Raw genomic sequence first — 24,269 nt, 5'->3', positions numbered from 1 at the left:
TGATACTAATAGATCGAGGACTTAACCAACGCTTTTTAAAAAATGAAATACCTTCTTATTATCTAGTTTTGAAGGAACAACGTTCCTGATATGTTTGGTGGCGATAGCGAAGAGGTCACACCCGTTCCCATTCCGAACACGGCAGTTAAGCTCTTCAGCGCCGATGGTAGTTGGGGGTTTCCCCCTGTGAGAGTAGGACGCCGCCAAGCCATTTAAAAGATCAGCCATCCGGCTGGTCTTTTTTTGCGTCTCAATGATTTAAAAGAAATCGTTTTTATGATATCTCCATCTTTCAAATTGAATTGAATTCGACCTAAAGGGATATGTTGCCTCTCTTCAATGCCCTCAAATTACAAGAGATGTGAATTGAAATAATTCATGGGTGCAAGATACGAATAACTGTACTGATCATGGAACAGGGGGGTTACTTGAGTCTGGCTATAGTATTGGGAAGGGAAGAAGGTTAGGATATTGAATGGATGTATAAATTATGAAGATAGGGTCTTTTTTTTAGACAGACGGCAAATTATGCAAGGAGATTCGGAGAAGACATTAACTAAGGCATTATGGAATCCCTGTAATACTGTAATGAATACTAAAATGGATTTCTTGTCTTACTTGTTCTTTTTCATTATACTAGGAGGAATTTATTAAGATAATAATGCAAATTGGATGTTAAGAAAGAAGGCAAATAAAATGGAATTATGGAAGGGATTTTGGTATTGTGGGTAAAAAAAGTAAGGAAAAGTTTGAAGTTGTTGAGGGTGAGACAATCGATGCTTGTTTAGATCGAATTAAAGCGGCAGGCTACTTTCCTGTAAGGCGGACGGAAGAACCCATCTTTGCCGAGAAAATCGAGAATGGCAAAGTCCAATATGTGCCAGTTGATCGAAAAATTGTATTCGAAGTAAAATTAATCGAGTAAAACACGAACGATTCATTAATATCATGTAAAAATATTCGATTTTAACTTGACATTAAAATGGCCGGAAGGTAAGATGAAGTTACATTAATACATCTCATATAATCATGGGGATATGGCCCAAAAGTTTCTACCTGATGACCGTAAATCATCGGACTATGAGAAAAGCATCTGACTAATTCGGAAACTAGCCAAGTCCTTTTTGTTTTTTTTTAAAAGGGCTTTCTATTCCGGGCAGTTTGCTTTCTCGATGAGGAAGCAAACTGCCCGGTTTTTTTAATTTACATGTTATAGATAATGATAAGCGTCCATCTGCATACTCGGGACGTCATAATATGAGTGTTGGAGGGAAAGATGATATGAAACCACAAGTTGGAGTTATTATGGGAAGTGTCTCGGATTGGGAAACGATGAAATACGCTTGTGAATCATTGGAACAGCTTGAGATTCCCTATGAAAAAAGGGTCGTTTCCGCCCACAGGACGCCGGATTTACTATTTGAATATGCAGAGAGTGCAAAAGATAGAGATATTAAGGTGATTATTGCCGGAGCTGGCGGGGCGGCGCATCTTCCAGGTATGACAGCAGCCAAAACGATTGTCCCTGTGATTGGCGTGCCGATACAATCTAAGGCATTAAATGGGATGGATTCGTTATTATCGATTGTTCAAATGCCTGGCGGCGTACCGGTTGCAACGGTTGCAATCGGAAAAGCTGGCGCAGTCAATGCCGGATTGTTGGCGGCTCAAATATTAGCAGCTTTCGATTCCAACCTTGCTGATAGGTTAGAATCTTTACGAGACGAAACCAGAGAAAAGGTGTTACAGAGCAGTGAACAACTTAAATAATACAATCATTTTACCGGGACAGACCATTGGAATTATTGGCGGTGGGCAATTGGGCAGGATGATGGCCTTGTCGGCTAAGGCATCGGGCTTTAAGATAGCGGTCCTTGAGCCGACTGCAGAAGGTCCATGTGCGCAAGTGGCGGATATTGAAATCATTGGTGCTTATGATGATATCGAAGCATTGAAAAGGTTGGCTGAGGTTAGTGACGTCATAACATATGAGTTTGAAAATATCAGTTCAGAAGCACTGGATTGGTTAAAGCAACATGCATTTCTTCCACAGGGCTCAGAATTATTAAAGATGACCCAGGATAGACTTACTGAAAAAAAGGCCATATCTGATGCAGGAGCTTCGGTTGCTCCTTATCGGGAAATACAAGATATTTCAGAAATTTACCTTCATATAGAAAAATTAGGGTACCCTAGTGTGTTAAAAACGACGCGGGGCGGTTATGATGGAAAAGGGCAGTTGGTCATTAAGGAAGAAGCCGATATCAAAAAGGCAGAATCCCTGCTCAAAACAGGTGTATGTGTGCTGGAAGCCTGGATACCTTTCGTAAAAGAAATCTCGATTATCGTGACGCGTAAGGCAAATGGCGAGGCAAGTCATTTTCCGATAGCGGAAAATATTCATATTGAAAATATTCTTCATAAAAGCATTGTTCCCGCACGTATTAGTCAACAAGCTGAACGGAAGGCTATTAATGAAGCCTTGCAGCTTGCAGAAAAACTTGATTTGGTAGGGACATTGGCGGTCGAGATGTTTTTAACCGCTCAGGATGAGATCATCATTAATGAATTAGCGCCAAGACCACATAACTCAGGCCATTATACAATGGAAGCGTGTGAGACTTCACAGTTCGAACAGCATATAAGGGCTGTTTGTAATTGGCCGCTCGGTAATACGGCGTTATTGAAGCCGGTCGTAATGTTAAACATCCTTGGTGAGCATATTGGACCCTTAATGGATGAAATTCCGACGATTTCTGATTGGAAGGTTCATCTTTACGGCAAGAAAGAGGCCAAGTTTAAGCGGAAAATGGGGCATGTGAATATTTTACGTCCAACGATTGAGGAAGCTCTTTTGGAAAGTGATCGAAGCAAAATATGGAATCAATAGGTTGAAACGGAGGAAGTAAAATGATTGAACGTTATACCCGCCCAGAGATGGGAAACATTTGGACAGAGAAAAACCGCTTTAATGCGTGGTTGGAAGTAGAAATTCTAGCTTGTGAAGCATGGTCTGAACTTGGAGTAATTCCAAAGGAAGATGTGAAGCTTCTTCGTGAAAATGCTACGTTCGATGTTGAGCGTATCAATGAAATCGAAAAAGATACACGCCACGATGTTGTTGCTTTTACACGTGCGGTTTCTGAAACATTGGGTGAAGAACGGAAATGGGTCCATTACGGACTGACTTCTACTGATGTGGTCGATACAGCTCTTTCATATATGATAAAGCAAGCGAATGATATCATCTCCAAGGATTTAAATAACTTCGTGGAGATCCTGAAAAATAAAGCGAAAGAACATAAATATACGGTTCAAATGGGACGTACACATGGAGTTCATGCGGAACCGACTACTTTCGGTTTGAAACTGGCACTTTGGTATCAAGAAATGAAACGCAATGTCGAACGTTTTGAAGAAGCTAGAAAGAACATAGAGGTTGGGAAAATCTCTGGAGCTGTCGGAACCTACGCAAACATCGACCCGTTCGTTGAAAAATTCGTTTGTGAAAAGCTTGGCCTTGAAGCAGCACCTATTTCAACACAAACATTGCAACGGGATCGCCACGCACATTATATGAGCACATTGGCTTTAATTGCGACCTCAATTGAAAAGTTCGCAGTAGAAATACGCGGCTTGCAAAAAAGTGAAACACGCGAAGTGGAAGAATTCTTTGCAAAAGGACAAAAGGGATCTTCGGCAATGCCTCATAAACGGAATCCAATCGGTTCTGAAAATATGACAGGTATAGCTCGTGTAATCCGCGGTTACATGATGACAGCATATGAGAATGTGCCATTATGGCATGAACGTGACATTTCACATTCTTCTGCTGAGCGCATCATCTTGCCGGATGCAACGATCGCATTAAACTACATGCTGAACCGTTTCAGCAACATAGTGAAGAACTTGACCGTTTATCCAGAAAATATGAAACGCAATATGGACCGTACACTGGGATTGATTTTCTCACAACGTGTGCTGCTGTCCCTTATCGATAAAGGACTTGTCCGTGAAGAGGCTTATGATACGGTTCAGCCGAAAGCGATGGAAGCATGGGAGCTTCAGGTTCCATTCAGAAGCCTGATCGAAAAGGATGATAAAATCACAAGCTTGCTTACGAAAGAAGAACTTGATGATTGTTTCGATCCTACACATCACTTGAAAAATGTTGATGTAATCTTTGATCGTTTAGGTTTATAAAAGTGAAGGCGGCAAACATAGCACCTCTAAACGGTGATATGTTTGCCTAGCCCGATCAATACAGGATGATTCGAAATATTCACAATGTGGGGGTCTGGACAGATGGAAAAACGAGAATTGTTGTATGAAGGAAAAGCGAAACAGATTTTTGCAACGGACAACAGTGAAATAGTATGGGTGGAATACAAGGATTCGGCAACAGCGTTTAATGGTGAGAAGAAGTCAGAAATCGCCGGAAAAGGTAAGTTGAATAATCAAATTACAAGCCTATTATTTTCAAAGCTTGCCCAAGAAAATATACCGTCCCATTTTATTGAACAGCTTTCCGACCGGGAGCAGTTAGTTAAGAGAGTATCCATCATTCCGCTTGAAGTCGTTGTACGAAATACGGCTGCCGGCAGTTTTTCTAAAAGAACTGGCATTGAAGAAGGCCACCCGCTTAAGAAAACGCTGATTGAGTTTTACTATAAAGACGACGAGCTCGGCGATCCTCTGTTAACGGAAGACCATATTGAAGAATTGGAACTTGCAAGCAAGGAAGATGTAGCCATTTTAAAAGAAAAGGCACAAGAGATCAGTATCGTCTTAACTTCCTTCTTTAAAGAATTGGACATTAAATTAATTGATTTTAAATTAGAGTTCGGTAAAACCCCGAATGGAGACATTCTGCTGGCAGATGAAATTTCACCTGATACCTGCCGATTATGGGATGTTAACACGAACGAAAAGTTAGACAAAGATGTATTCCGCCGTAATTTAGGCAGTTTAACAGATGCTTACGAAAAAATACTAGCAAAGTTGGAGGGTACTCAACATGTATAAGGTTAAGGTATATATCACACTACGCGAAAGTGTATTAGATCCACAGGGAGCTGCAGTGCAACAATCACTTCATAGCTTGACATATAACGAAGTTAGTGATGTTCGAGTGGGGAAATACATTGAACTTACAATTAAGGATACGGATCGTGATTTAGATCAACTTGTGAAGGAAATGTGTGAAAAACTATTGGCCAACACGGTAATTGAAGCTTACCGCTATGATGTTGAGGAGGTTATCACCCAATGAAATTTGCTGTCATAGTTTTCCCTGGTTCCAATTGTGATGTCGATATGTTCCATGCGATAAAGGATGCTCTAGGGGAAGAAGTGGAGTATGTTTGGCACTCTACAGACAATCTAGATCAGTATGATGGGATTCTCCTTCCAGGAGGTTTCTCTTATGGGGACTATTTACGCTCTGGAGCGATTGCACGATTTTCGAATGTAATGGCCGAAATCGTAAAAGCGGCACAAGCAGGAAAGCCTGTTTTGGGTGTCTGCAATGGTTTTCAGATTTTACTTGAAGCAGGACTTTTACCTGGAGCGATGCGCCGTAATGAAGGCTTGAAATTCATTTGCCGCAATGTAGGATTGAAGGTTGAAAATAATCAATCGATGTTCACGACAGGATATGAAATAAATGAAACGATTACGATCCCGGTTGCCCATGGTGAAGGGAATTACTACTGTGATGAAGAAACATTGGCTGAATTAAAACGAAATAACCGCATTTTATTCACTTATGACGGTGAAAATCCAAACGGAAGCTTGGAACAAATAGCGGGAATTACAAATGAACAAGGAAATGTCCTCGGAATGATGCCTCATCCCGAACGTGCTGTTGATTCACTGCTTGGCAGTAAAGACGGCTTAAAGATTTTTCAATCCATCGTAAAAAACTGGAGGGAATCACATGTTATTACAGCTTGAACCAAGTCCGGAAAAAATTAAATCGGAGCGATTGTACGCAAGTATGGGACTATCCGATAAAGAATTTGCCATGGTGGAGAAAATCTTAGGCAGACTGCCGAATTATACGGAAACTGGATTGTTTTCGGTTATGTGGTCAGAGCATTGTTCCTACAAAAATTCAAAACCCATCTTAAGAAAATTCCCGATTACTGGGGAGAAAGTCCTTCAAGGACCTGGTGAAGGAGCTGGTATCGTTGATATCGGTGACGATCAGGCTGTCGTTTTTAAAATAGAAAGTCATAACCACCCATCTGCTATCGAACCTTACCAAGGTGCCGCTACTGGTGTCGGCGGTATTATCCGTGATGTCTTCTCCATGGGTGCACGTCCGATTGCGATGCTGAATTCACTTCGCTTCGGTGAGCTAGACAATGATCGCGTGAAATATTTATTTAAAGAAGTGGTTGCCGGGATTGCTGGGTACGGCAATTGTATCGGAATACCGACTGTGGGAGGCGAAATTCAATTCGATCCTTCTTATGAAGGAAATCCTTTAGTCAATGCTATGTGTGTCGGTTTGATTGATCATAAGGACATTAAAAAAGGCCAAGCACATGGAGTGGGCAACACAGTCATGTACGTGGGTGCCAAAACTGGACGTGATGGTATTCATGGAGCAACATTTGCATCTGAAGAGCTTTCAGAGTCATCAGAAGAAAAACGCCCAGCCGTCCAAGTAGGAGATCCATTCATGGAGAAACTGCTTTTGGAAGCATGCCTTGAATTGATTCAAAATGATGCCCTTGTTGGGATTCAAGATATGGGAGCAGCGGGTCTTACAAGTTCATCTGCCGAGATGGCGAGTAAAGCTGGATCAGGAATAAAAATGAATCTTGATTTAGTACCGCAGCGTGAAACAGGAATGACAGCATATGAAATGATGCTTTCTGAATCACAAGAGCGGATGCTGATCGTTGTAACTAAAGGACGCGAACAGGAAATCGTTGACTTGTTTACGAAATATGATCTAGAGGCTGTTTCCGTCGGTGAAGTGACGGATGACAAAAACCTAACATTATCGCATCAAGGTGAAATTGTTGCAGAGGTTCCAGTTGATGCATTGGCTGAAGAAGCTCCGATTTATCATAAGCCATCTGCAGAACCGCAATATTTCCGTGATTTCCAAAGCATGAAGGCTGAAGTGCCAGTCATAGAAGATTATAAAGAAACACTGATATCACTATTGAAGCAACCGACGATTTCGAGTAAGGAATGGGTTTATGATCAATATGATTACATGGTCCGCACGAATACAGTCGTCTCACCTGGATCGGATGCGGCGGTAGTACGAGTTCGGGGCACAAATAAGGCCCTTGCTATGACGACGGATTGTAACTCCCGCTATATATATTTAGATCCAGAAACGGGAGGTAAAATCGCAGTCGCTGAAGCAGCACGTAACATTATTTGCTCGGGTGCGGAACCTTTAGCAATTACGGATTGCTTGAATTTTGGGAATCCTGAAAAACCAGAAATATTTTGGCAATTGGAAAAAGCTGCAGACGGTATGAGTGAAGCTTGCAGAAGCTTAAGTACTCCTGTAATTGGCGGAAATGTCTCCCTTTACAATGAAACGAATGGTGAAGCGATTTATCCGACACCTGTAGTTGGGATGGTTGGTCTTGTCAGTGACCTTCAGCACATCACTACACAATCGTTTAAAAATGAATCCGATTTGATTTATGTGGTCGGCGAAGCGAAAGTTGAATTTGGAGGCAGTGAATTACAGAAAATGCTTGAAGGTAAAATCTTTGGACGCGCTCCAGAACTTGATTTGGCCGTTGAACAAAAACGTCAGCAGCAAATTCTAACTGCAATCAAAAAAGGACTTGTTGCATCAGCCCATGACCTTTCGGAAGGCGGTTTGGCAGTGGCTTTAGCCGAATCTTTATTCGGGGCTAGCAAACTTGGGGCAAAAGTGAATATAACCGGCGAACCGGTATCTGCATTATTCAGTGAAACGCAATCACGATTCTTACTGTCCATCAATCCTGAAAACCAAACGGCATTTGAAGCACTTGTTGAAGATGCGATATGCATAGGTTCAGTAACGAATAATAATAAATTAGTCGTGGCAACAAGTGATAGCAAAGTATTGGAAGCGGACGTTGAAGATTTACAAACAGCTTGGAAGGGAGCCATACCATGCTTGCTGAAATAAGAAGCCTAAACGAAGAGTGCGGTGTATTGGGAGTCTGGGGACATCCCGATGCAGCACAGCTTGCTTACTACGGTTTGCATAGCTTACAGCATCGTGGTCAAGAGGGAGCTGGCATCGTCGTGACGGATGGTGAGCAGATGTCCATCACTAAGGGTGAAGGTCTTGTCACAGAGATTTTCACGGCCGAAAAAATGCAGGCACTTTCCGGTACCGGAAAAGCGGCAATTGGCCATGTCCGTTATACAACGGCAGGCGGCGGCGGGTATCAAAATGTTCAGCCTTTCTTGTTCAATTCACATACAGGGGGGCTGGCCCTTGCTCATAATGGGAATATCGTCAATGCCCATCAGTTAAAAGCACAGCTTGAAGGACAGGGCAGCATTTTTCAAACGACATCGGATACGGAAGTTCTGGCACATTTGATAAAACGGTCCGGCTACTCAGATGTCAGGGATTCCGTGAAGAACAGTTTAAGCATGCTGAAGGGAGCCTATGCCTTTGTCATCATGACAGAAAACCAAATGATCATGGCAAGAGATCCGCATGGCTTCCGTCCACTTTCCTTAGGGAAAATAGGCGATGCATATTTCGCTGCATCCGAAACATGTGCCCTTGATATTGTAGGTGCAGAATTCATCCGCGATATTGAACCGGGTGAACTCGTTGTCATTAATGATGAGGGAATCACTTCCGAGTACTTTTCGCTTTCCAGTCAACAGGCAATGTGTACGATGGAATATGTGTATTTTTCCCGTCCGGATAGTAACATTGATGGGATCAATGTTCATACGGCACGAAAAAACCTTGGCAAGCAAATGGCACTGGAAGCTAAAATAGAAGCGGATGTAGTTACAGGTGTACCCGATTCCAGTATTTCGGCAGCGATAGGCTATGCTGAAGCGGCCGGCATTCCCTATGAAATGGGCTTAATAAAAAATCGTTATGTTGGACGGACGTTCATTCAGCCATCACAGAGTCTGCGTGAACAAGGCGTGAAAATGAAACTTTCACCTGTAAGAGGGGTCGTAGAAGGTAAGCGGGTCATAATGGTTGATGATTCAATCGTCCGTGGGACCACGAGCAGAAGGATTGTCCGCATGTTAAAAGATGCAGGAGCCAAAGAAGTGCATGTTGTAATCAGCTCGCCACCGATCAAGAATCCATGTTTTTATGGAATAGACACGTCTAAAAAGGAAGAACTGATTGCGAGCTCTAAATCGGTGGAGGAAATAAGGGAAATCATTGGTGCTGATTCATTAACTTTTTTAAGTGTCGAAGGTATGGTCGAAGCAATTGGCCGACCATTTCCTGGAGAAACGCGCGGTTCATGCCTAGCTTGTTTCACTGGAAATTATCCGACTGAAATTTTTGAGTACGAACGAGAAAAAACAAAATGTTAATCAAGTCGGCAATGAAGATTGATTTTCGGAGGAGGATTTCAAATGGCTAATGCATATAAACAGGCTGGTGTGGATATTGAGGCTGGTTATGAAGCGGTAAATCGAATGAAAAAACATGTAAAGCGCACATTTCGTCCAGAAGTAATGAATGGTCTTGGCGGTTTTGGAGGCATGTTTGACTTATCTTCCTTGAACCTTAAAGAACCTGTGCTCATTTCAGGTACGGATGGAGTGGGTACGAAACTTTTGTTGGCGTTCATGATGGATAAACACGATACAATTGGTGTGGATTGTGTAGCTATGTGCGTCAATGATGTTGTCGTTCAAGGTGCTGCACCTTTATACTTTTTAGATTATATTGCCTGCGGTAAAGCAGATCCAGAACGAATTGAAATGATCGTCAAAGGAATTGCAGATGGCTGTGAGCAGGCAGGCTGTGCTTTAATCGGCGGAGAAACAGCGGAAATGCCGGGCATGTACGAAACGGAAGAATACGATGTTGCAGGCTTTACTGTAGGTGCAGTTGAAAAATCACGTCTAATTACGGGTGAGGCAATCTCGGCGGGTGATGTCGTTATTGGACTTGCTTCAAGCGGCATCCACAGTAATGGATATTCACTTGTTCGTAAAATCCTTCTTGAAGACTCAGGTATGGGGCTTCATGACTTCGTACCGGAATTGGGTTGCAAGTTGGGTGAGGAATTACTAAAACCGACAAAAATCTATGTAAAATCCATTTTATCGACATTAGAAAAATTTGATGTTAATGGTCTTGCCCATATTACGGGTGGCGGGTTCATCGAAAATATTCCCCGTATTCTACCTGAAGGATGCGGTGTGGAAATCGAGCTAGGAAGTTGGGAAATTCCATCTGTATTCGCGTTCCTTGAAGAAAAAGGGAACCTTGTAAAAGAGGAAATGTTCAATATTTTCAATATGGGTATTGGAATGACGGCTGTCGTGAAAAAAGAAGTGGCATCTGATGTGGTAGCCCATCTACGGTCTTGCGGCGAAGAAGCATCGGTTATTGGAACGATTGTGGACGGAAATGGAGTGTCGTTTAAATAATGAAGCGCCTTGCTGTCTTTGCATCAGGTAATGGTAGTAATTTCCAATCAATTGCTGAAGCAATAAAAAGTGGAAAATTGGCGGCGGAAATCTGTCTTGTCGTTTGTGATCGGGAAGACGCTTATGTACTTGAGAGAGCAAAGCTTGAGAACATTGATTCTTTCGCCTTTTCAGCGAAGAATTACTCTAACAAGACTGAGTATGAATCGGTAATCCTGGAGAAACTTCGCCAATATGAGATAGAGTTTATCATTCTGGCTGGCTATATGCGTTTGATTGGTCCGACATTATTACAAAAGTATACACAGAGAATTGTGAACATCCACCCTTCACTCTTGCCTAGTTTTCCAGGCAAGGATGCAATTGGCCAGGCTTTTGACGCTGGAGTGAAGGAAACGGGGGTAACCGTTCATTATGTTGATGATGGAATGGATACAGGACCGATCATTGCCCAAAATGCAGTGCCAATTCTTGAGGGGGATACGAAAGACATTCTTCAAAAAAGGATTCAGGAAATGGAGCATGACATGTATCCGTCAGTTTTGCAGGAGCTATGCCACAAGAAACTTACTTAATGGAGGGACCAACATAACATGAAGAAACGTGCTTTAATTAGTGTATCGGATAAAACAGGTATCGTAGAATTTGCTCAAGGTTTAATTGAGGCAGGTTTTGAAATTATTTCTACAGGCGGTACCAAAAAAACACTGCAGGATAATGGCGTTGATGTAATTGGAATCAGTGATGTCACTGGTTTTCCGGAAATCTTGGATGGACGTGTAAAAACACTTCACCCGAATGTCCATGGAGCAGTGTTGGCAAAACATGATGACAAGGATCACGCAGCACAGCTTGCAGAGCATAATATTGAACCCATTCAACTTGTCTGTGTAAACCTATATCCGTTCCAAGCGACTATTTCCAAACCAGAAGTCACTGTGGAAGATGCTATTGAAAACATCGATATCGGTGGACCGACAATGCTTCGTTCTTCTGCTAAAAACCACGAATATGTGACTGTTATCGTTGATTCAAATGATTATCCTACCGTATTGGCTGAGCTGAAACAAAACGACGGAGTATCAAAAACCACGAATCGCCGTTTGGCTGCAAAAGTCTTCCGCCATACAGCTGCATATGATGCTGTCATTTCGGAGTATATGACTGAGCTTACCGATGAAGAGAATCCTGAATCATTGACTGTTACCTATGAATTGAAACAGTCCCTTCGTTATGGGGAAAATCCACATCAAAAAGCAGCATTCTATAAAAAACCGCTTGGTTCCGTTTTCTCAATTGCTGAAGCGCAGCAATTACATGGAAAAGAGCTTTCATACAACAACATTAATGACGCTGATGCAGCACTTCAAATCGTTAAGGAATTCAATGAGCCGGCTGCTGTTGCTGTTAAACATATGAATCCTTGCGGCGTCGGTGTAGGAGCGACCATTTTAGAAGCGTATGAAAAAGCTTATGAGGCAGATGCTACTTCCATTTTCGGTGGAATCATTGCTTTGAACCGTGAAGTTGATAAAGCGACTGCGGAAAGGCTTCATGAAATTTTCCTTGAAATCATCATTGCTCCTGGATTTACAGATGAAGCAGTGGAAGTATTAACAAGCAAGAAAAACCTTCGTTTATTAACGATCGATTTCGATGCGGCTAAAAAACCTGAGCGTAAATTGACTTCCATTGAAGGCGGATTACTTATTCAAGATCGAGATGCACATAGCTTAAAGGATGCAGAGGTAAAAGTTGCAACGAAACGTGAGCCTACTCCTGAAGAATGGAAAGCCATGGAACTTGGCTGGAAAATCGTAAAGCATGTAAAGTCGAATGCAATAGTGGTTAGTAACGGTCAAATGACCTTAGGTGTTGGCGCAGGTCAAATGAACCGTGTCGGTGCTGCAAAAATTGCTCTGGAACAAGCTGGGGAAAGAGCGACAGGAAGTGCATTGGCATCAGATGCTTTCTTCCCAATGGATGATACTGTAGAAGCGGCAGCAAAAGCGGGCGTCACGGCAATTATTCAGCCTGGTGGATCTGTAAAAGATCAAGATTCAATCAAGAAAGCTGATGAATATGGGATTGCAATGGTATTTACAGGAATTCGTCACTTTAAACATTAATCAAAAATAGAGGTGCGATAATGAATGTACTAGTAATTGGCCGGGGCGGCAGGGAGCATGCCATAGCCCGCAAATTATTTGAAAGTAAACGGGTTGGGACAGTTTTTGCAGCACCTGGAAATCCAGGTATGACAGATGTAGCGACTCTTGTTCCAATTGAAGAAAACAATCATGAGGAATTGGTTGCCTTCGCAAAGAAGAATGCAATTTCATTAACGGTGATTGGGCCCGAAACGCCATTGTTGAATGGACTTGCAGACGACTTTACGGATGCAGGCTTAAAGGTATTTGGCCCTAATGGCCGTGCTGCAGTCATTGAGGGAAGTAAATCCTTTGCTAAAGATTTAATGAAGAACTACAGCATTCCGACAGCGGAATATGAAACATTTTCTGATTATGATTCAGCAAAGGCATATATCGAAAAAATGGGTGCCCCCATTGTCATAAAAGCGGATGGCTTGGCTGCAGGAAAAGGTGTCGTTGTTGCAATGACGATGGAAGAGGCGTTAGACGCCATCCATGATATGTTAGTCGGGGCAAAGTTCGGCGAAGCTTCTGCCAAAGTCGTTATTGAGGAATTTCTCGATGGCGAGGAATTCTCATTGATGGCATTCGTGAATGGGGAAAAAGTGTATCCGATGGTCATTGCTCAAGATCACAAGCGAGTTTTTGATGGAGATCAGGGTCCGAACACAGGTGGAATGGGTGCATACTCACCAGTGCCGCAAATTTCCGATGAAATGATTCAGACTGCAGTCGAAACAATTCTTCAGCCTACAGTAAATGCGATGATTTCGGAAAATCGGCGTTTTACAGGTATATTATATGCCGGGTTGATTGCTACTGAAAAGGGCACAAAAGTCATTGAGTTCAATGCACGTTTTGGCGATCCGGAAACACAAGTTGTTTTACCACGCCTAAAAACCGATTTCGTAGATACGCTTGAAGCGGTTCTTTCTGGGGAGGATTTACAACTTGAATGGCATGAAGAAGCTGTTCTTGGAGTGGTCGTGGCAGCTGATGGATATCCAGGGGATTATAAGAAGGGTTCAATCATTAAAGGCTTGGAAAAGATTGATCCGAATGCCCATGTTTATCATGCTGGAACGGCTAAAAATGATGAGGGGAATTTCATCTCAAACGGCGGACGTGTACTTCTGGTTGCTGCAAAAGGGAATGATTTGGCCTCAGCCCAAGCTGAAGTATATAAAGAGTTGGGGCATATTGAGAAAGACGGCTTATTCTGGCGAACGGATATTGGATACCGTGCAATTTAATGCGATTTTTCATTATAATAAAAAGAAGCTGACTCTAAACGGAGTCAGCTTCTTCTTTAGAAAAAACTTAATATGAATTGGACTCTCTATCCTGTTTTGGTTCATTTTTCATTAAGGTTTGTCCATTTTCCATTGCATCCGTGAGGGGGCAATAGCGGAGAATGCCTTCGCCTATTTTCATTGCAGAAAGCATGACCACAATAATATAAGATTGGTTTTTCCAGGGTTTCTTTACCATTCTAGCCATTGCCCATGTTAGAAAGGTAAAACCACACGTAATTCGCATTAAGGCATTTATTATACTGATATTTTGTTTAAACTTCATATTTTGTCCATCCCTTCACAAAAATTTAACAATATTCTGGATAACGATACTGTTCTAATGAGGTAAGTATGTTACTATGAAATAAAATTGGATTGAAAATGGTTTTTTCATACATCTGTTTCTAAAAAATTATGGGGGAATGTTTATGCTTGAACAGCGCTATAGATGGAAAAATAAACATCTAAGAGAACATATAGATGTGCTGGATGGCAATAGGGCACCACACATTCTGCTTAAAAATACGACTTATTTAAATCAGGCTTTACGAAAATGGGTGAAAGCGAATATATGGATATATGATGATCGCATCATATATGTCGGCGATAAGCTTCCGGATAATATAGACCGCTGTGAAATGGTTGACTGCACAAACCAGTATTTAGTCCCGGGTTATATTGAGCCGCATTCACATCCTTCTCAATTATATAATCCCCTTTCTTTTTCACGTTATGCATCTCATTTTGGGACAACGACATTGATCAATGATAACTTGCCGTTTCTATTGCAGTTGGATAAAAAGAAAGCGTTTTCTCTTTTGAAAGAATTACGCAATATTCCTGTAACGATGTATTGGTGGAGCCGTTTTGACGGACAGACGGAATTGATCGATGAAGATACGGTATTTTCCCATGGGGCAGTTAAATCCTGGCTGGAGCATGATGCCGTATTACAGGGCGGGGAGCTGACAGGATGGCCGAAGCTTCTCGATGGGGATGACATGATGCTGCACTGGATTCAGGAAGCCAAGCGGATGAGGAAGAAAATAGAAGGACACTTTCCAGGTGCTTCAGAGAAGACCTTAGCAAAAATGACCCTGTTCGGCGCCGATTGTGATCATGAGGCAATGACAGGCGATGAAGTCATGGCGCGCTTGCTGCAAGGATATTATGTATCACTAAGACATTCTTCGATCCGGCCTGATCTTCCAAAGATGATAAAGGAAATTCATGAACTGGGCATCGATCATTATGACAAATTCTTTTATACGACAGATGGTTCGCCGCCGTCTTTTTATGAGGGTGGTCTCATAGACTGCTTGATCAAAATAGCGATAGAGCATGGCGTTCCGGTCATCGATGCTTACAATATGGCAACTATCAACATTGCACGATATTATAATATTGAATACCTTCATGGCAATATTGCCACTGGAAGGGTAGCGAACATTAACTTCCTGACCGATGTAAAGGAACCCGCACCGGTTTCAGTAATGGCAAAAGGGAAATGGGTGAAAAGGGATGGTGAAATCATTCCTGATTTACAGGAAATCGAATGGCGTGATTTTGATTTTAAACCACTTGATCTTGATTGGGATCTTAGTTTAAAGGAAGATTTTGAATTTTCCATGCCGTTTGGGATTGAATTGGTCAATAATGTAATTACGAAACCGTACTCCCTTTCCAATGATGTAGGGTATGAAGAGCTGAACTTCGAGGATGATGAATGCTTTTTCATGCTTATTGATCGGGAAGGGAAATGGCGCATCAATACAATATTAAAAGGGTTTGCGGATAAATTGTGTGGCTTTGCTGGCTCTTATACCAATACCGGTGATATCATACTAATCGGTAAAAGGAAAAAGGATATGCATTTGGCATTTAACCGGCTGAAGGAAATTGGCGGTGGAATCATTTTAACGGAACATGGAAAGGTGATCCATGAACTTCCTCTTAAACTAATGGGAGTCATGTCCACCAAAGAGGTTCCTGAATTGATAAAAGAAGAAAATGAATTGAAACATTTGCTGCGTGAGAGGGGATATCGCTTCGATGATCCTGTTTACACCCTTTCATTCTTTTCGACAACCCATCTGCCATATATAAGGCTAACCCAGCGAGGAGTATATGATGTTATGAATAAAACTATACTCTTTCCCACTATAATGCGTTAAAATATAAGAGAAGAAATGGCTAATAATTCAGAGGAGTGGAAAGATGAATTTAAAGAGAGTTCTTTTCATCGTTATTGCTATTTTACTGCTGGCAGGCTGTTCGGCGAAAGAGGATCCTGCATCGGATGACAGTAAGCCAAAAGATCCGGCTGTCATCAAAAATAGAGATGTGAAAAATGAATCTTCCAATGAGTTTCCACTTACAGGTATATCCACCGATGAAGGCAGTGAGCAAAGGGCTGTAGCAGTGATGATTAATAATCATCCGAAAGCACGCCCGCAATCGGGCCTCTCAGAAGCCGATATGGTCTACGAAATGCTCGCAGAAGGTGACATAACCAGATTTTTAGCTATCTTCCAAAGTGAAACGCCAAGCCGAATCGGTCCGATTCGGAGTGCAAGGGACTATTATATCGAATTGGCAAAAGGCCTGGATTGCATCTATGTGTGTCATGGGAATAGCCCCGAGGCAAAAACCATGCTGGACAAAGGGTATATTGATAACTTGAACGGATTATATTATGATGGTACTTTGTTTCATCGTTCGGCAGATAGAAAAGCACCGCACAATTCCTACATCTCTTTTGAGGATATCCAAAAAGGCGTGAAGGAAAAGGGATATGAGATGAATGGTGCACCGGAACCTTATACTTTCCTTTCAAAAGAAGAGGCGGCTGGCCTTCAAGGGGAACAGGCACTGAAAACCGAGATATCCTACGGATCAGACGAGTATGATGTAAAGTATGAATACGACGCCACGGAAGAGAAATATAAACGTTATTCGAATGGTGAGCAAACAGTCGAATATAAATCGAATAAACCTATTTTACTGGATAATATATTGATCATTGAGGCCACTCATCAAGTGATCGACGATAAAGGTCGCCGTAAAATCGACTTGAAAAGTGGTGGAAAAGGTTATTTACTTCAAAAAGGAACAGCGAATGAAGTAGAATGGGTTAATAAGGATGGTCGGATTATACCAGTGAAAAACGATAACGAAGTAGGGTTGATTCCAGGGAAAACTTGGATCAATATTATTCCGAATGAACCTGGTTTAGTAGGAGACGTCTCATTTTGATACCCATGAATTGAGGGGGAGTAACATGCAAATTGATAAGTTAAGAGGAAAAGAAACGGATCAGCTGTTTAAGTCGATCCTTTCCTTGCGTGATTTGGACGAATGTTATCGATTTTTTGATGATTTATGTACAGTTAATGAAATTTCATCGTTAGCACAGCGTCTTGAAGTAGCCCGGATGCTTGAAGAAGGTAAAACCTATCATAAAATCGAAACGGAAACAGGTGCAAGCACGGCTACGATTTCCAGGGTCAAACGCTGCTTGAATTACGGAAATGACGCTTATTCAATGGCTCTTAACCGTATTAAAGAAAACGTTGAGGAAACAACTGAATCTTAATGCATTCGATTTTTTATATGGTGAATCAGAAAAAGCCGAGGAATTCATTTCCCGGCTTTTTATTTTGAGTTTGGCCTTTCTTTTGTCAGCTGTCTTTCTGCCGTATCCGTGTTATATTGGTTTTTAGATTCAGAGGTTTCCATTTGGTAAACATTTTATCGATACTTCTCTTTTTTAATGAAAAATCTTAATGCTATAATGGTGTAATGGGAAGTGTGAATGGAGGATTATTATGTACGATTTTCGCGAGTGGAAACATGTTTTCAAACTCGATCCAAATAAAGAAATAAGTGATGAGGCTCTTGAAAAAGTCTGTGAATCCGGTACGGATGCAATCATGGTCGGGGGAACGGATGGAATCACGCTTGAGAATGTGCTTCATTTAATGGCACGGGTCAGACGATATACCGTCCCATGTGTAATGGAGATTTCTTCTGTTGAAACGGTGACGCCAGGGTTTGATTTATATTTCATTCCAAGTGTCCTGAATAGCACCAACCCGGATTGGATGATGAAACTGCATCAGCAAGCAGTCAAAGAATACGGATACCTTTTGAATTGGGATGAAATTTTCGTTGAAGGGTACTGTATTCTGAATGCCGAGTGTAAGGCTGCTCAATTGACGAAAGCCAATACCCAACTGGATATGGATGATGTGGGAGCATACGCGATGATGGCAGAAAAGATGTTCAACCTGCCGATTTTTTATCTGGAATACAGCGGTGATTATGGCGATATCCAGATGGTGGAAGCAGCCAAAGAGAGCTTGGAGAATACCGTACTTTTCTATGGCGGTGGGATAAAATCAGTTGAACAGGCCAAAGAGATGTCTAAGTTTGCGGATGTCATCGTTGTTGGCAATGTGATTTATGAAGATTTGAAAGCGGCACTTGCAACTGTTACGGCAGTTAATGAAAACATGAAATAAATATAGTATACTAAAACATAAAACGGAAACGAATGTTCGTATAGGTGGTGTGATAATGCAATATTTAGCGGAAAAATTACTAATAGGTTTGAATGAACAGCAACAAAAAGCAGTAAAGTCAACTGATGGCCCACTTTTAATCATGGCTGGGGCAGGAAGTGGAAAGACGCGTGTGCTGACTCACCGAATAGCTTACTTGATGGTCGAGAAGGAAATAGCACCTTGGAATATCCTTGCAATCACGTTCACTAACAAAGCTGCACGTGAAATGAAGGAGAGGATCCGTGCCATACTTGGCGGTGCGTCAGAGGATATCTGGATTTCGACCTTCCACTCGATGTGTGTCCGCATTTTACGAAGAGATATCGATCGTATCGGTTTTAATAGGAACTTTTCGATATTGGATACGACGGATCAGCAATCGGTCATTAAGCAAATCATGAAAGATCGTAATATGGATACAAAGAAATATGATTACCGGGCGATTTTGGGTAGCATCAGTTCAGCAAAAAATGAATTGGTCGGGCCGGAAGAGTACCAGAAGACAGCGTCGGATTACTTTACTAAGGTAACTGCCGATGTATATACGGAATACCAAAAACGGTTGAGGAAAAATTCAGCGCTCGATTTCGATGATTTGATCATGATGACGATTCAATTGTTCCAACTGGTACCGGAAGTACTTGAATACTATCAGCGCAAGTTTCAATACATTCATGTTGATGAGTACCAAGATACGAACAGGGCTCAATATATGCTTGTTAAACTACTTGCTTCACGTTTCCGTAATCTCTGCGTTGTCGGGGATTCTGATCAATCGATTTATCGCTGGCGCGGTGCGGATATTGCGAACATCCTTTCATTTGAAAAAGATTATCCGAATGCCAACATGATTTTCCTTGAACAGAATTACCGCTCGACGAAAAAGATTCTTGCAGCGGCGAATAAGGTCATCGGTAACAATCAAAACCGGAAGCCGAAAAATCTTTGGACCGAGAATGCAGATGGTAATAAGCTATTCTATTACCGTGCAGACAATGAACAAGGGGAAGCGCAATTTGTAGCCGGAAAGATAAATGAGTTAGTTCGGGACGGCAGTAGGAAGTATTCCGATATAGCAATCCTTTACAGAACAAATGCACAATCACGTGTCATGGAGGAAGTTCTGCTTAAATCCAATATAAACTATGCTATAGTCGGGGGCACTAAGTTCTATGACCGTAAAGAGATTAAGGACTTGCTTGCCTATCTTCGCCTTATTGCGAATCCTGACGATGACATCAGTCTCCGCCGTGTAATCAATGTACCAAAACGCGGAATTGGTGCAACTTCAATGGACAAAGTGGCAGATTATGCAGATCAGTATGATGTTTCCATTTATAAAGCACTTGAATCCGTGGAAATGGTAGGGATTAGCGGGAAGGCTACCAAAGCGGCTAGGGAATTCCATACGCTGATCACTAACTATACAAATCAGCAGGAGTACTTATCCGTAACGGAACTGGTGGAGGAAGTCATTAAGAAAACCGGTTATCGTGAGATGCTGCAGGCAGAAAAAACGATTGAATCGCAAAGCCGGCTTGAAAATATAGATGAGTTTTTATCTGTTACGAAAGCATTCGAAAGTAACAGCGAGGACAAATCATTGGTCGGCTTTTTAACTGACCTGGCGTTGGTTGCCGATATAGACCAACTTGATGAGAACTCTGAAGAAGTTACTAATACTGTAACGTTGATGACCCTGCATTCAGCGAAGGGACTTGAATATCCGGTGGTCTTTTTATTGGGCCTTGAAGAAGGGGTTTTCCCTCACAGCCGCTCGCTCATGGATGAAGAGGAGATGGAAGAAGAACGCCGTCTGGCCTATGTGGGAATTACAAGGGCTGAAAATGAGCTATTCATAAGCAATGCCCAAATGCGGACATTGTATGGACGGACCAGTATGAATCCAGTTTCACGTTTCATCAGTGAAATACCAGAGGAACTCCTTGAAGATCTTAAACCAAAACCGGCTCCTAGAGCTAGGCAAACACCTTTCAGTTCTTCGAGAACTGGATCTCCTTCAACAGCTTCCACAAGAAAAGTTCCTGCCTTTGGTAGAGCCGTTTCTGCACCATCCGCAACCGGTGGTGAAGAGATCGGCTGGGCTGTCGGTGACCGTGCATCCCACAAAAAGTGGGGTATAGGAACCGTGGTGAGCGTAAAAGGGGAAGGCGAAGGGAAGGAACTGGATATCGCATTCCCAAGTCCAATCGGTATCAAACGCCTACTGGCTAAATTTGCACCAGTTGAAAAAGCTTAAGCTATTAATATGAATCTTACTGGTAAAGAATAGGGATATCTGACTTTAGACACCGCTCTTCTATAAGAAGTGCGGTGGAGTCTTCTTTAGAAAGGATTGAACGTATGGACTTACAAGCTGCTGAGAAGAAAGTTCTAGAACTGCAAACGTTATTGAACCAATACAGCTACGAATATTATGTGATGGACCAGCCATCAGTACCTGATGCTGAATATGATCGGATACTCCGTGAGCTTATCGAGTATGAGGAGAAATTCCCGGAACTGCAAACGCCTGATTCTCCGACACAACGGGTCGGTGGCGCCATTTTGGATATGTTTGAAAAAGTGGAGCATACCACACCGATGCTTAGTTTAAGCAATGCATTCAATGAAAGTGACTTACGGGATTTCGACAGAAAGGTCAGACAATCTGTAGGTGACGATTTTACCTATGTATGTGAATTGAAAATTGATGGACTTGCCGTCACTCTTCAATATGAGAATGGATATTTCGTAAGAGGGGCAACACGTGGAGATGGAACGATCGGTGAAGATATTACAGCAAACCTGAAAACGATCAAGTCGATTCCATTGAAGATGCGTGAGCCGGTTGCCATAGAAGTACGCGGTGAGGCATTCATGCCAAAAAAATCATTTGAAACTTTAAATAAGGCTAAGGAAGAACGTGGTGAGGAACCATTTGCAAACCCACGGAATGCAGCTGCTGGCTCGTTAAGGCAGCTTGACCCAAAACTTGCTGCGAAACGGAACTTGGATATTTTCCTTTATGCGATTGCCGATTTAGGAGAAACAGGGGTCCAATCCCACAGTGAAGGTCTGGATTTGTTGGATCGATTGGGGTTTAAGACGAATCGGGAAAGAAAAACATGCTTGAATATAGAGGAAGTACTAGCCTATATAGTAGAATGGACAGAACAACGTCCAAACTTAGCCTATGATATTGATGGAATTGTCGTAAAGGTGGATTCCCTTGAACAGCAGGATGAATTAGGTTTTACTGCAAAAAGTCCGCGTTGGGCCATCGCTTATAAATTCCCAGCTGAAGAAGTCATTACAACCCTACGGGATATCGAGCTGAATGTTGGACGTACGGGTGTATTAACCCCAACAGCTGTGTTGGATCCCGTTCGGGTAGCGGGTACGACTGTGCAGCGAGCATCTCTTCATAACGAAGACTTAATCCGTGAAAAGGACATTAGAATCGGAGATCAAGTGGTCGTGAAAAAAGCGGGCGATATCATTCCAGAGGTGGTCAATGTACTGGCAGAACGCCGTACAGGGGAAGAGGTCGAGTTTCAGATGCCGACTGAGTGCCCGGAATGCGGCAGTGAACTTGTTCGGCTGGATGGTGAGGTTGCTTTACGTTGCATCAACCCGAAGTGTCCTGCACAAATACGGGAAGGCTTGATTCACTTTGTATCCCGGACAGCTATGAACATAGACAGTCTTGGTGAAAAAGTGATTAGCTTGTTGTTTAAAGAGGAACTCATACAAGATGTGGCTGATATTTATAAGCTTACATATGATCAACTCATTGCATTGGAACGGATGGGGGATAAATCCGTCAATAAACTCCTTCAAGCAATCGAAGCTTCGAAAAGCAATTCGTTGGAAAAATTACTATTCGGGTTAGGCATTCGCCATGTTGGTTCGAAAGCGGCCAAGACACTTGCACGGGAGTTCGTGACGATGGAAGCCTTAAGCAAGGCGAGTCGTGAAGAATTAACATCCATTAATGAAATAGGGGATAAGATGGCCGATTCCATCGTAGCTTATTTTGAATTGGAAGAGGTCCATGCGCTATTGAACGAGTTGGAAGCAGCCGGTGTGAATCTTACTTTTAAAGGGCCAAGAGCTGTTCCTATTGAAGATATCGATTCCGCTTTTGCAGGTAAAACAGTCGTTTTAACGGGTAAATTGCATCAGCTAACACGTAATGAAGCAAAAGAAAAATTAGAGGCGCTAGGAGCTAACGTTGCTGGAAGTGTCAGCAAGAAAACCGATTTGGTCGTAGCTGGCGAAGATGCCGGTTCCAAACTGGAAAAAGCGGAAAGCCTAGGCATCATGGTATGGGATGAAGAGAGACTGATTGAGGAACTAAAAAAATAAGAGGTGTAGATATGAAGAAACACTCTATTTTGGGGATGATTCTTATACTGCTTCTTGCTGGATGTGCGCCTAGTTTTGAGGATAAGCAAGAGGTAGTTCAAGACTCCAAAGACAAAAAAGAGACGGCAATTATTCCGAAGTATAAAATTTCGGATGAATATTATCAAACGATCCTACCGTTTGAACCATCAAAAGCACGCGGTTTGGTCGTATCTAATTTAAATACCCGATATGATATTGAAGAATTCGAAAATGGATTGATGCGGTTGGCCCAAACCCAATTCGACCCGGAAGATTACCTGTTTCAAGAGGGGCAAATGCTTGATAGTGCAAAGATATCTTCCTGGCTGAACAGAAAGTATACCAAAAGTCAGTTGAAAGAAAAGGGTATGGATGCCTCAAAGAACGTTGGCTTGAATCCGGTTGACCCAGGTAAAGGTGACATTGATAAGCGAAATGAAGAAAATCCAATCTATCTTGCCCATATTCTAGAACATAATTACTTAGTCAAAACAAAAGATAATTCAGTGAGTCTAGGCGGGGTTGTAATAGGTCTTGCGCTGAATTCAGTGCATTACTATCAAAAAGAGGCATACGGTGCCACCTATGAACAGAAAATCGATAGTAAAAAGCTAAAGCAAGAAGGGGAGAAAATTGCTGCAGAAGTCTTAAAAAGACTGCGTAAAATGGACAAGCTGAAAAATGTCCCGATTACGATTGCCTTATTCGAGCAAAAGGAAAAGTCTTCAGTAGTCCCTGGGAATTTCATTGCCTATACCAACATTGATAAGAACTCTGACAATATTGGAAAATGGACAAACTTGGACGAAAAGTATTTCCTATTTCCTTCTGCTAGTGCAGAAAAAAAATATCGTGATGACGTCAAGACTTTCACGAACTTTAAAGAAGATGTCGAAGAATATTTCCCTAACTTTAACGGAGTCATCGGAAGGGCGTTCTATATGGATGATCAATTACAAAGTCTGAACATCGATATCCCTATTCAATTTTATGGGAACTCGGAAGCGATTGGTTTTACCCAATATGTTGCTGGGCTTGTAATGGAACGTTTCCCTAAATATATTGCCGTACAAGTATCCATTACCTCCGTAAATGGACCTGAAGCGCTCATTGTCCGTGAAGCAAATCAGGACGAACCAACCGTGCATATATATGAATGAAAAAAGATGAAGCTTAACGGCTTCATCTTTTTTTGCGGCAATCTCTGAAATCCACTCTTTCATTTAATTCCGGGAGGC

21 protein-coding genes, 1 rRNA gene and 1 riboswitch are annotated in these 24,269 nt (G+C 42.1%); of the genes, 21 read left to right on the top strand and 1 reads right to left on the bottom strand.

The window, feature by feature from the left end; genetic code table 11:
- Positions 1-93 precede the first annotated feature (93 nt).
- The 14 genes from rrf to purD all read left to right on the top strand — a co-directional run bounded on the left by rrf (position 94) and on the right by purD (position 14,032).
- Positions 94-209, top strand: a 5S ribosomal RNA gene (gene rrf / locus ACFX4X_RS12740).
- A gap of 515 nt (positions 210-724) precedes the next feature.
- Positions 725-925, top strand: coding sequence for an NETI motif-containing protein (locus ACFX4X_RS12735; RefSeq protein ID WP_061461264.1), 201 nt, complete (start codon positions 725-727; stop codon positions 923-925).
- A gap of 74 nt (positions 926-999) precedes the next feature.
- A riboswitch (purine riboswitch) is annotated at positions 1,000-1,101 on the top strand.
- Positions 1,102-1,281: 180 nt separating this feature from the next.
- Positions 1,282-1,770: a 5-(carboxyamino)imidazole ribonucleotide mutase gene (gene purE / locus ACFX4X_RS12730; protein WP_230135718.1), complete on the top strand. Its 489-nt coding sequence runs from the start codon at positions 1,282-1,284 to the stop codon at positions 1,768-1,770.
- Complete coding sequence (gene purK, locus ACFX4X_RS12725) at positions 1,754-2,890, top strand: 5-(carboxyamino)imidazole ribonucleotide synthase (RefSeq protein WP_284471962.1); 1,137 nt, start codon at positions 1,754-1,756, stop codon at positions 2,888-2,890. Before purE ends, purK begins: the two co-directional genes overlap by 17 nt.
- A gap of 20 nt (positions 2,891-2,910) precedes the next feature.
- Positions 2,911-4,203 carry an adenylosuccinate lyase gene (gene purB / locus ACFX4X_RS12720; protein WP_125163158.1) on the top strand — a complete coding sequence of 431 codons (1,293 nt, stop codon included), beginning with the start codon at positions 2,911-2,913 and terminating at the stop codon, positions 4,201-4,203.
- A 102-nt stretch (positions 4,204-4,305) separates the two neighbouring features.
- Positions 4,306-5,025 (top strand): phosphoribosylaminoimidazolesuccinocarboxamide synthase, encoded by a 720-nt coding sequence (gene purC, locus ACFX4X_RS12715; RefSeq protein ID WP_061461268.1) that lies wholly within the window; start codon positions 4,306-4,308, stop codon positions 5,023-5,025.
- Positions 5,018-5,272, top strand: a complete 255-nt coding sequence (gene purS, locus ACFX4X_RS12710; RefSeq protein ID WP_034306118.1) for a phosphoribosylformylglycinamidine synthase subunit PurS — start codon at positions 5,018-5,020, stop codon at positions 5,270-5,272. Before purC ends, purS begins: the two co-directional genes overlap by 8 nt.
- Positions 5,269-5,955, top strand: coding sequence for a phosphoribosylformylglycinamidine synthase subunit PurQ (gene purQ, locus ACFX4X_RS12705; protein WP_125163156.1), 687 nt, complete (start codon positions 5,269-5,271; stop codon positions 5,953-5,955). The genes purS and purQ overlap by 4 nt, the downstream gene beginning before the upstream one ends.
- On the top strand, positions 5,939-8,158 hold the full coding sequence (gene purL / locus ACFX4X_RS12700) for a phosphoribosylformylglycinamidine synthase subunit PurL (protein ID WP_377383886.1): 2,220 nt from the start codon (positions 5,939-5,941) through the stop codon (positions 8,156-8,158). The genes purQ and purL overlap by 17 nt, the downstream gene beginning before the upstream one ends.
- Complete coding sequence (gene purF, locus ACFX4X_RS12695) at positions 8,143-9,558, top strand: amidophosphoribosyltransferase (RefSeq protein ID WP_125163154.1); 1,416 nt, start codon at positions 8,143-8,145, stop codon at positions 9,556-9,558. The genes purL and purF overlap by 16 nt, the downstream gene beginning before the upstream one ends.
- 42 nt (positions 9,559-9,600) lie before the next feature.
- Positions 9,601-10,626 carry a phosphoribosylformylglycinamidine cyclo-ligase gene (purM, locus tag ACFX4X_RS12690; protein WP_061461272.1) on the top strand — a complete coding sequence of 342 codons (1,026 nt, stop codon included), beginning with the start codon at positions 9,601-9,603 and terminating at the stop codon, positions 10,624-10,626.
- Complete coding sequence (gene purN / locus ACFX4X_RS12685) at positions 10,626-11,201, top strand: phosphoribosylglycinamide formyltransferase (protein ID WP_317778346.1); 576 nt, start codon at positions 10,626-10,628, stop codon at positions 11,199-11,201. Before purM ends, purN begins: the two co-directional genes overlap by 1 nt.
- A gap of 18 nt (positions 11,202-11,219) precedes the next feature.
- Entirely contained in the window at positions 11,220-12,755 is a 1,536-nt protein-coding gene (gene purH, locus ACFX4X_RS12680; RefSeq protein ID WP_125163152.1) for a bifunctional phosphoribosylaminoimidazolecarboxamide formyltransferase/IMP cyclohydrolase, read from the top strand.
- A gap of 20 nt (positions 12,756-12,775) precedes the next feature.
- Positions 12,776-14,032 carry a phosphoribosylamine--glycine ligase gene (gene purD / locus ACFX4X_RS12675; protein ID WP_089362517.1) on the top strand — a complete coding sequence of 419 codons (1,257 nt, stop codon included), beginning with the start codon at positions 12,776-12,778 and terminating at the stop codon, positions 14,030-14,032.
- A 67-nt stretch (positions 14,033-14,099) separates the two neighbouring features.
- Here purD and ACFX4X_RS12670 read toward each other — a convergent pair whose 3' ends face one another.
- A complete protein-coding gene (locus ACFX4X_RS12670) occupies positions 14,100-14,357 on the bottom strand; it encodes a YgaP-like transmembrane domain (protein WP_377383880.1) in 258 nt (85 codons plus the stop codon).
- Between the two features lie 145 nt (positions 14,358-14,502).
- Here ACFX4X_RS12670 and ACFX4X_RS12665 point away from each other — a divergent pair, with 145 nt between their 5' ends.
- The 7 genes from ACFX4X_RS12665 to ACFX4X_RS12635 all read left to right on the top strand — a co-directional run bounded on the left by ACFX4X_RS12665 (position 14,503) and on the right by ACFX4X_RS12635 (position 24,191).
- Positions 14,503-16,248 carry an adenine deaminase C-terminal domain-containing protein gene (locus ACFX4X_RS12665; protein ID WP_377383877.1) on the top strand — a complete coding sequence of 582 codons (1,746 nt, stop codon included), beginning with the start codon at positions 14,503-14,505 and terminating at the stop codon, positions 16,246-16,248.
- 43 nt (positions 16,249-16,291) lie between these two features.
- Positions 16,292-17,329 carry a DUF3048 domain-containing protein gene (locus ACFX4X_RS12660; protein ID WP_089362519.1) on the top strand — a complete coding sequence of 346 codons (1,038 nt, stop codon included), beginning with the start codon at positions 16,292-16,294 and terminating at the stop codon, positions 17,327-17,329.
- Between the two features lie 25 nt (positions 17,330-17,354).
- Complete coding sequence (locus ACFX4X_RS12655; protein WP_061461279.1) at positions 17,355-17,669, top strand: YerC/YecD family TrpR-related protein; 315 nt, start codon at positions 17,355-17,357, stop codon at positions 17,667-17,669.
- A 232-nt stretch (positions 17,670-17,901) separates the two neighbouring features.
- Positions 17,902-18,597: a heptaprenylglyceryl phosphate synthase gene (gene pcrB / locus ACFX4X_RS12650; RefSeq protein WP_061461280.1), complete on the top strand. Its 696-nt coding sequence runs from the start codon at positions 17,902-17,904 to the stop codon at positions 18,595-18,597.
- Between the two features lie 55 nt (positions 18,598-18,652).
- Positions 18,653-20,899, top strand: coding sequence for a DNA helicase PcrA (gene pcrA, locus ACFX4X_RS12645; protein ID WP_377383873.1), 2,247 nt, complete (start codon positions 18,653-18,655; stop codon positions 20,897-20,899).
- A gap of 104 nt (positions 20,900-21,003) precedes the next feature.
- A complete protein-coding gene (ligA, locus tag ACFX4X_RS12640; RefSeq protein ID WP_377383870.1) occupies positions 21,004-23,010 on the top strand; it encodes an NAD-dependent DNA ligase LigA in 2,007 nt (668 codons plus the stop codon).
- A gap of 11 nt (positions 23,011-23,021) precedes the next feature.
- Positions 23,022-24,191, top strand: coding sequence for a CamS family sex pheromone protein (locus tag ACFX4X_RS12635; protein WP_061461283.1), 1,170 nt, complete (start codon positions 23,022-23,024; stop codon positions 24,189-24,191).
- Positions 24,192-24,269 lie beyond the last annotated feature (78 nt).

Source organism: Peribacillus sp. YIM B13481 (assembly GCF_042787985.1).
Classification (GTDB): Bacteria; Bacillota; Bacilli; order Bacillales; family DSM-1321; genus Peribacillus; species Peribacillus simplex_A.
The sequence above is the reverse complement of the archived record's forward strand: the minus strand, read 5'-3'. Positions and strand labels throughout refer to the sequence as shown.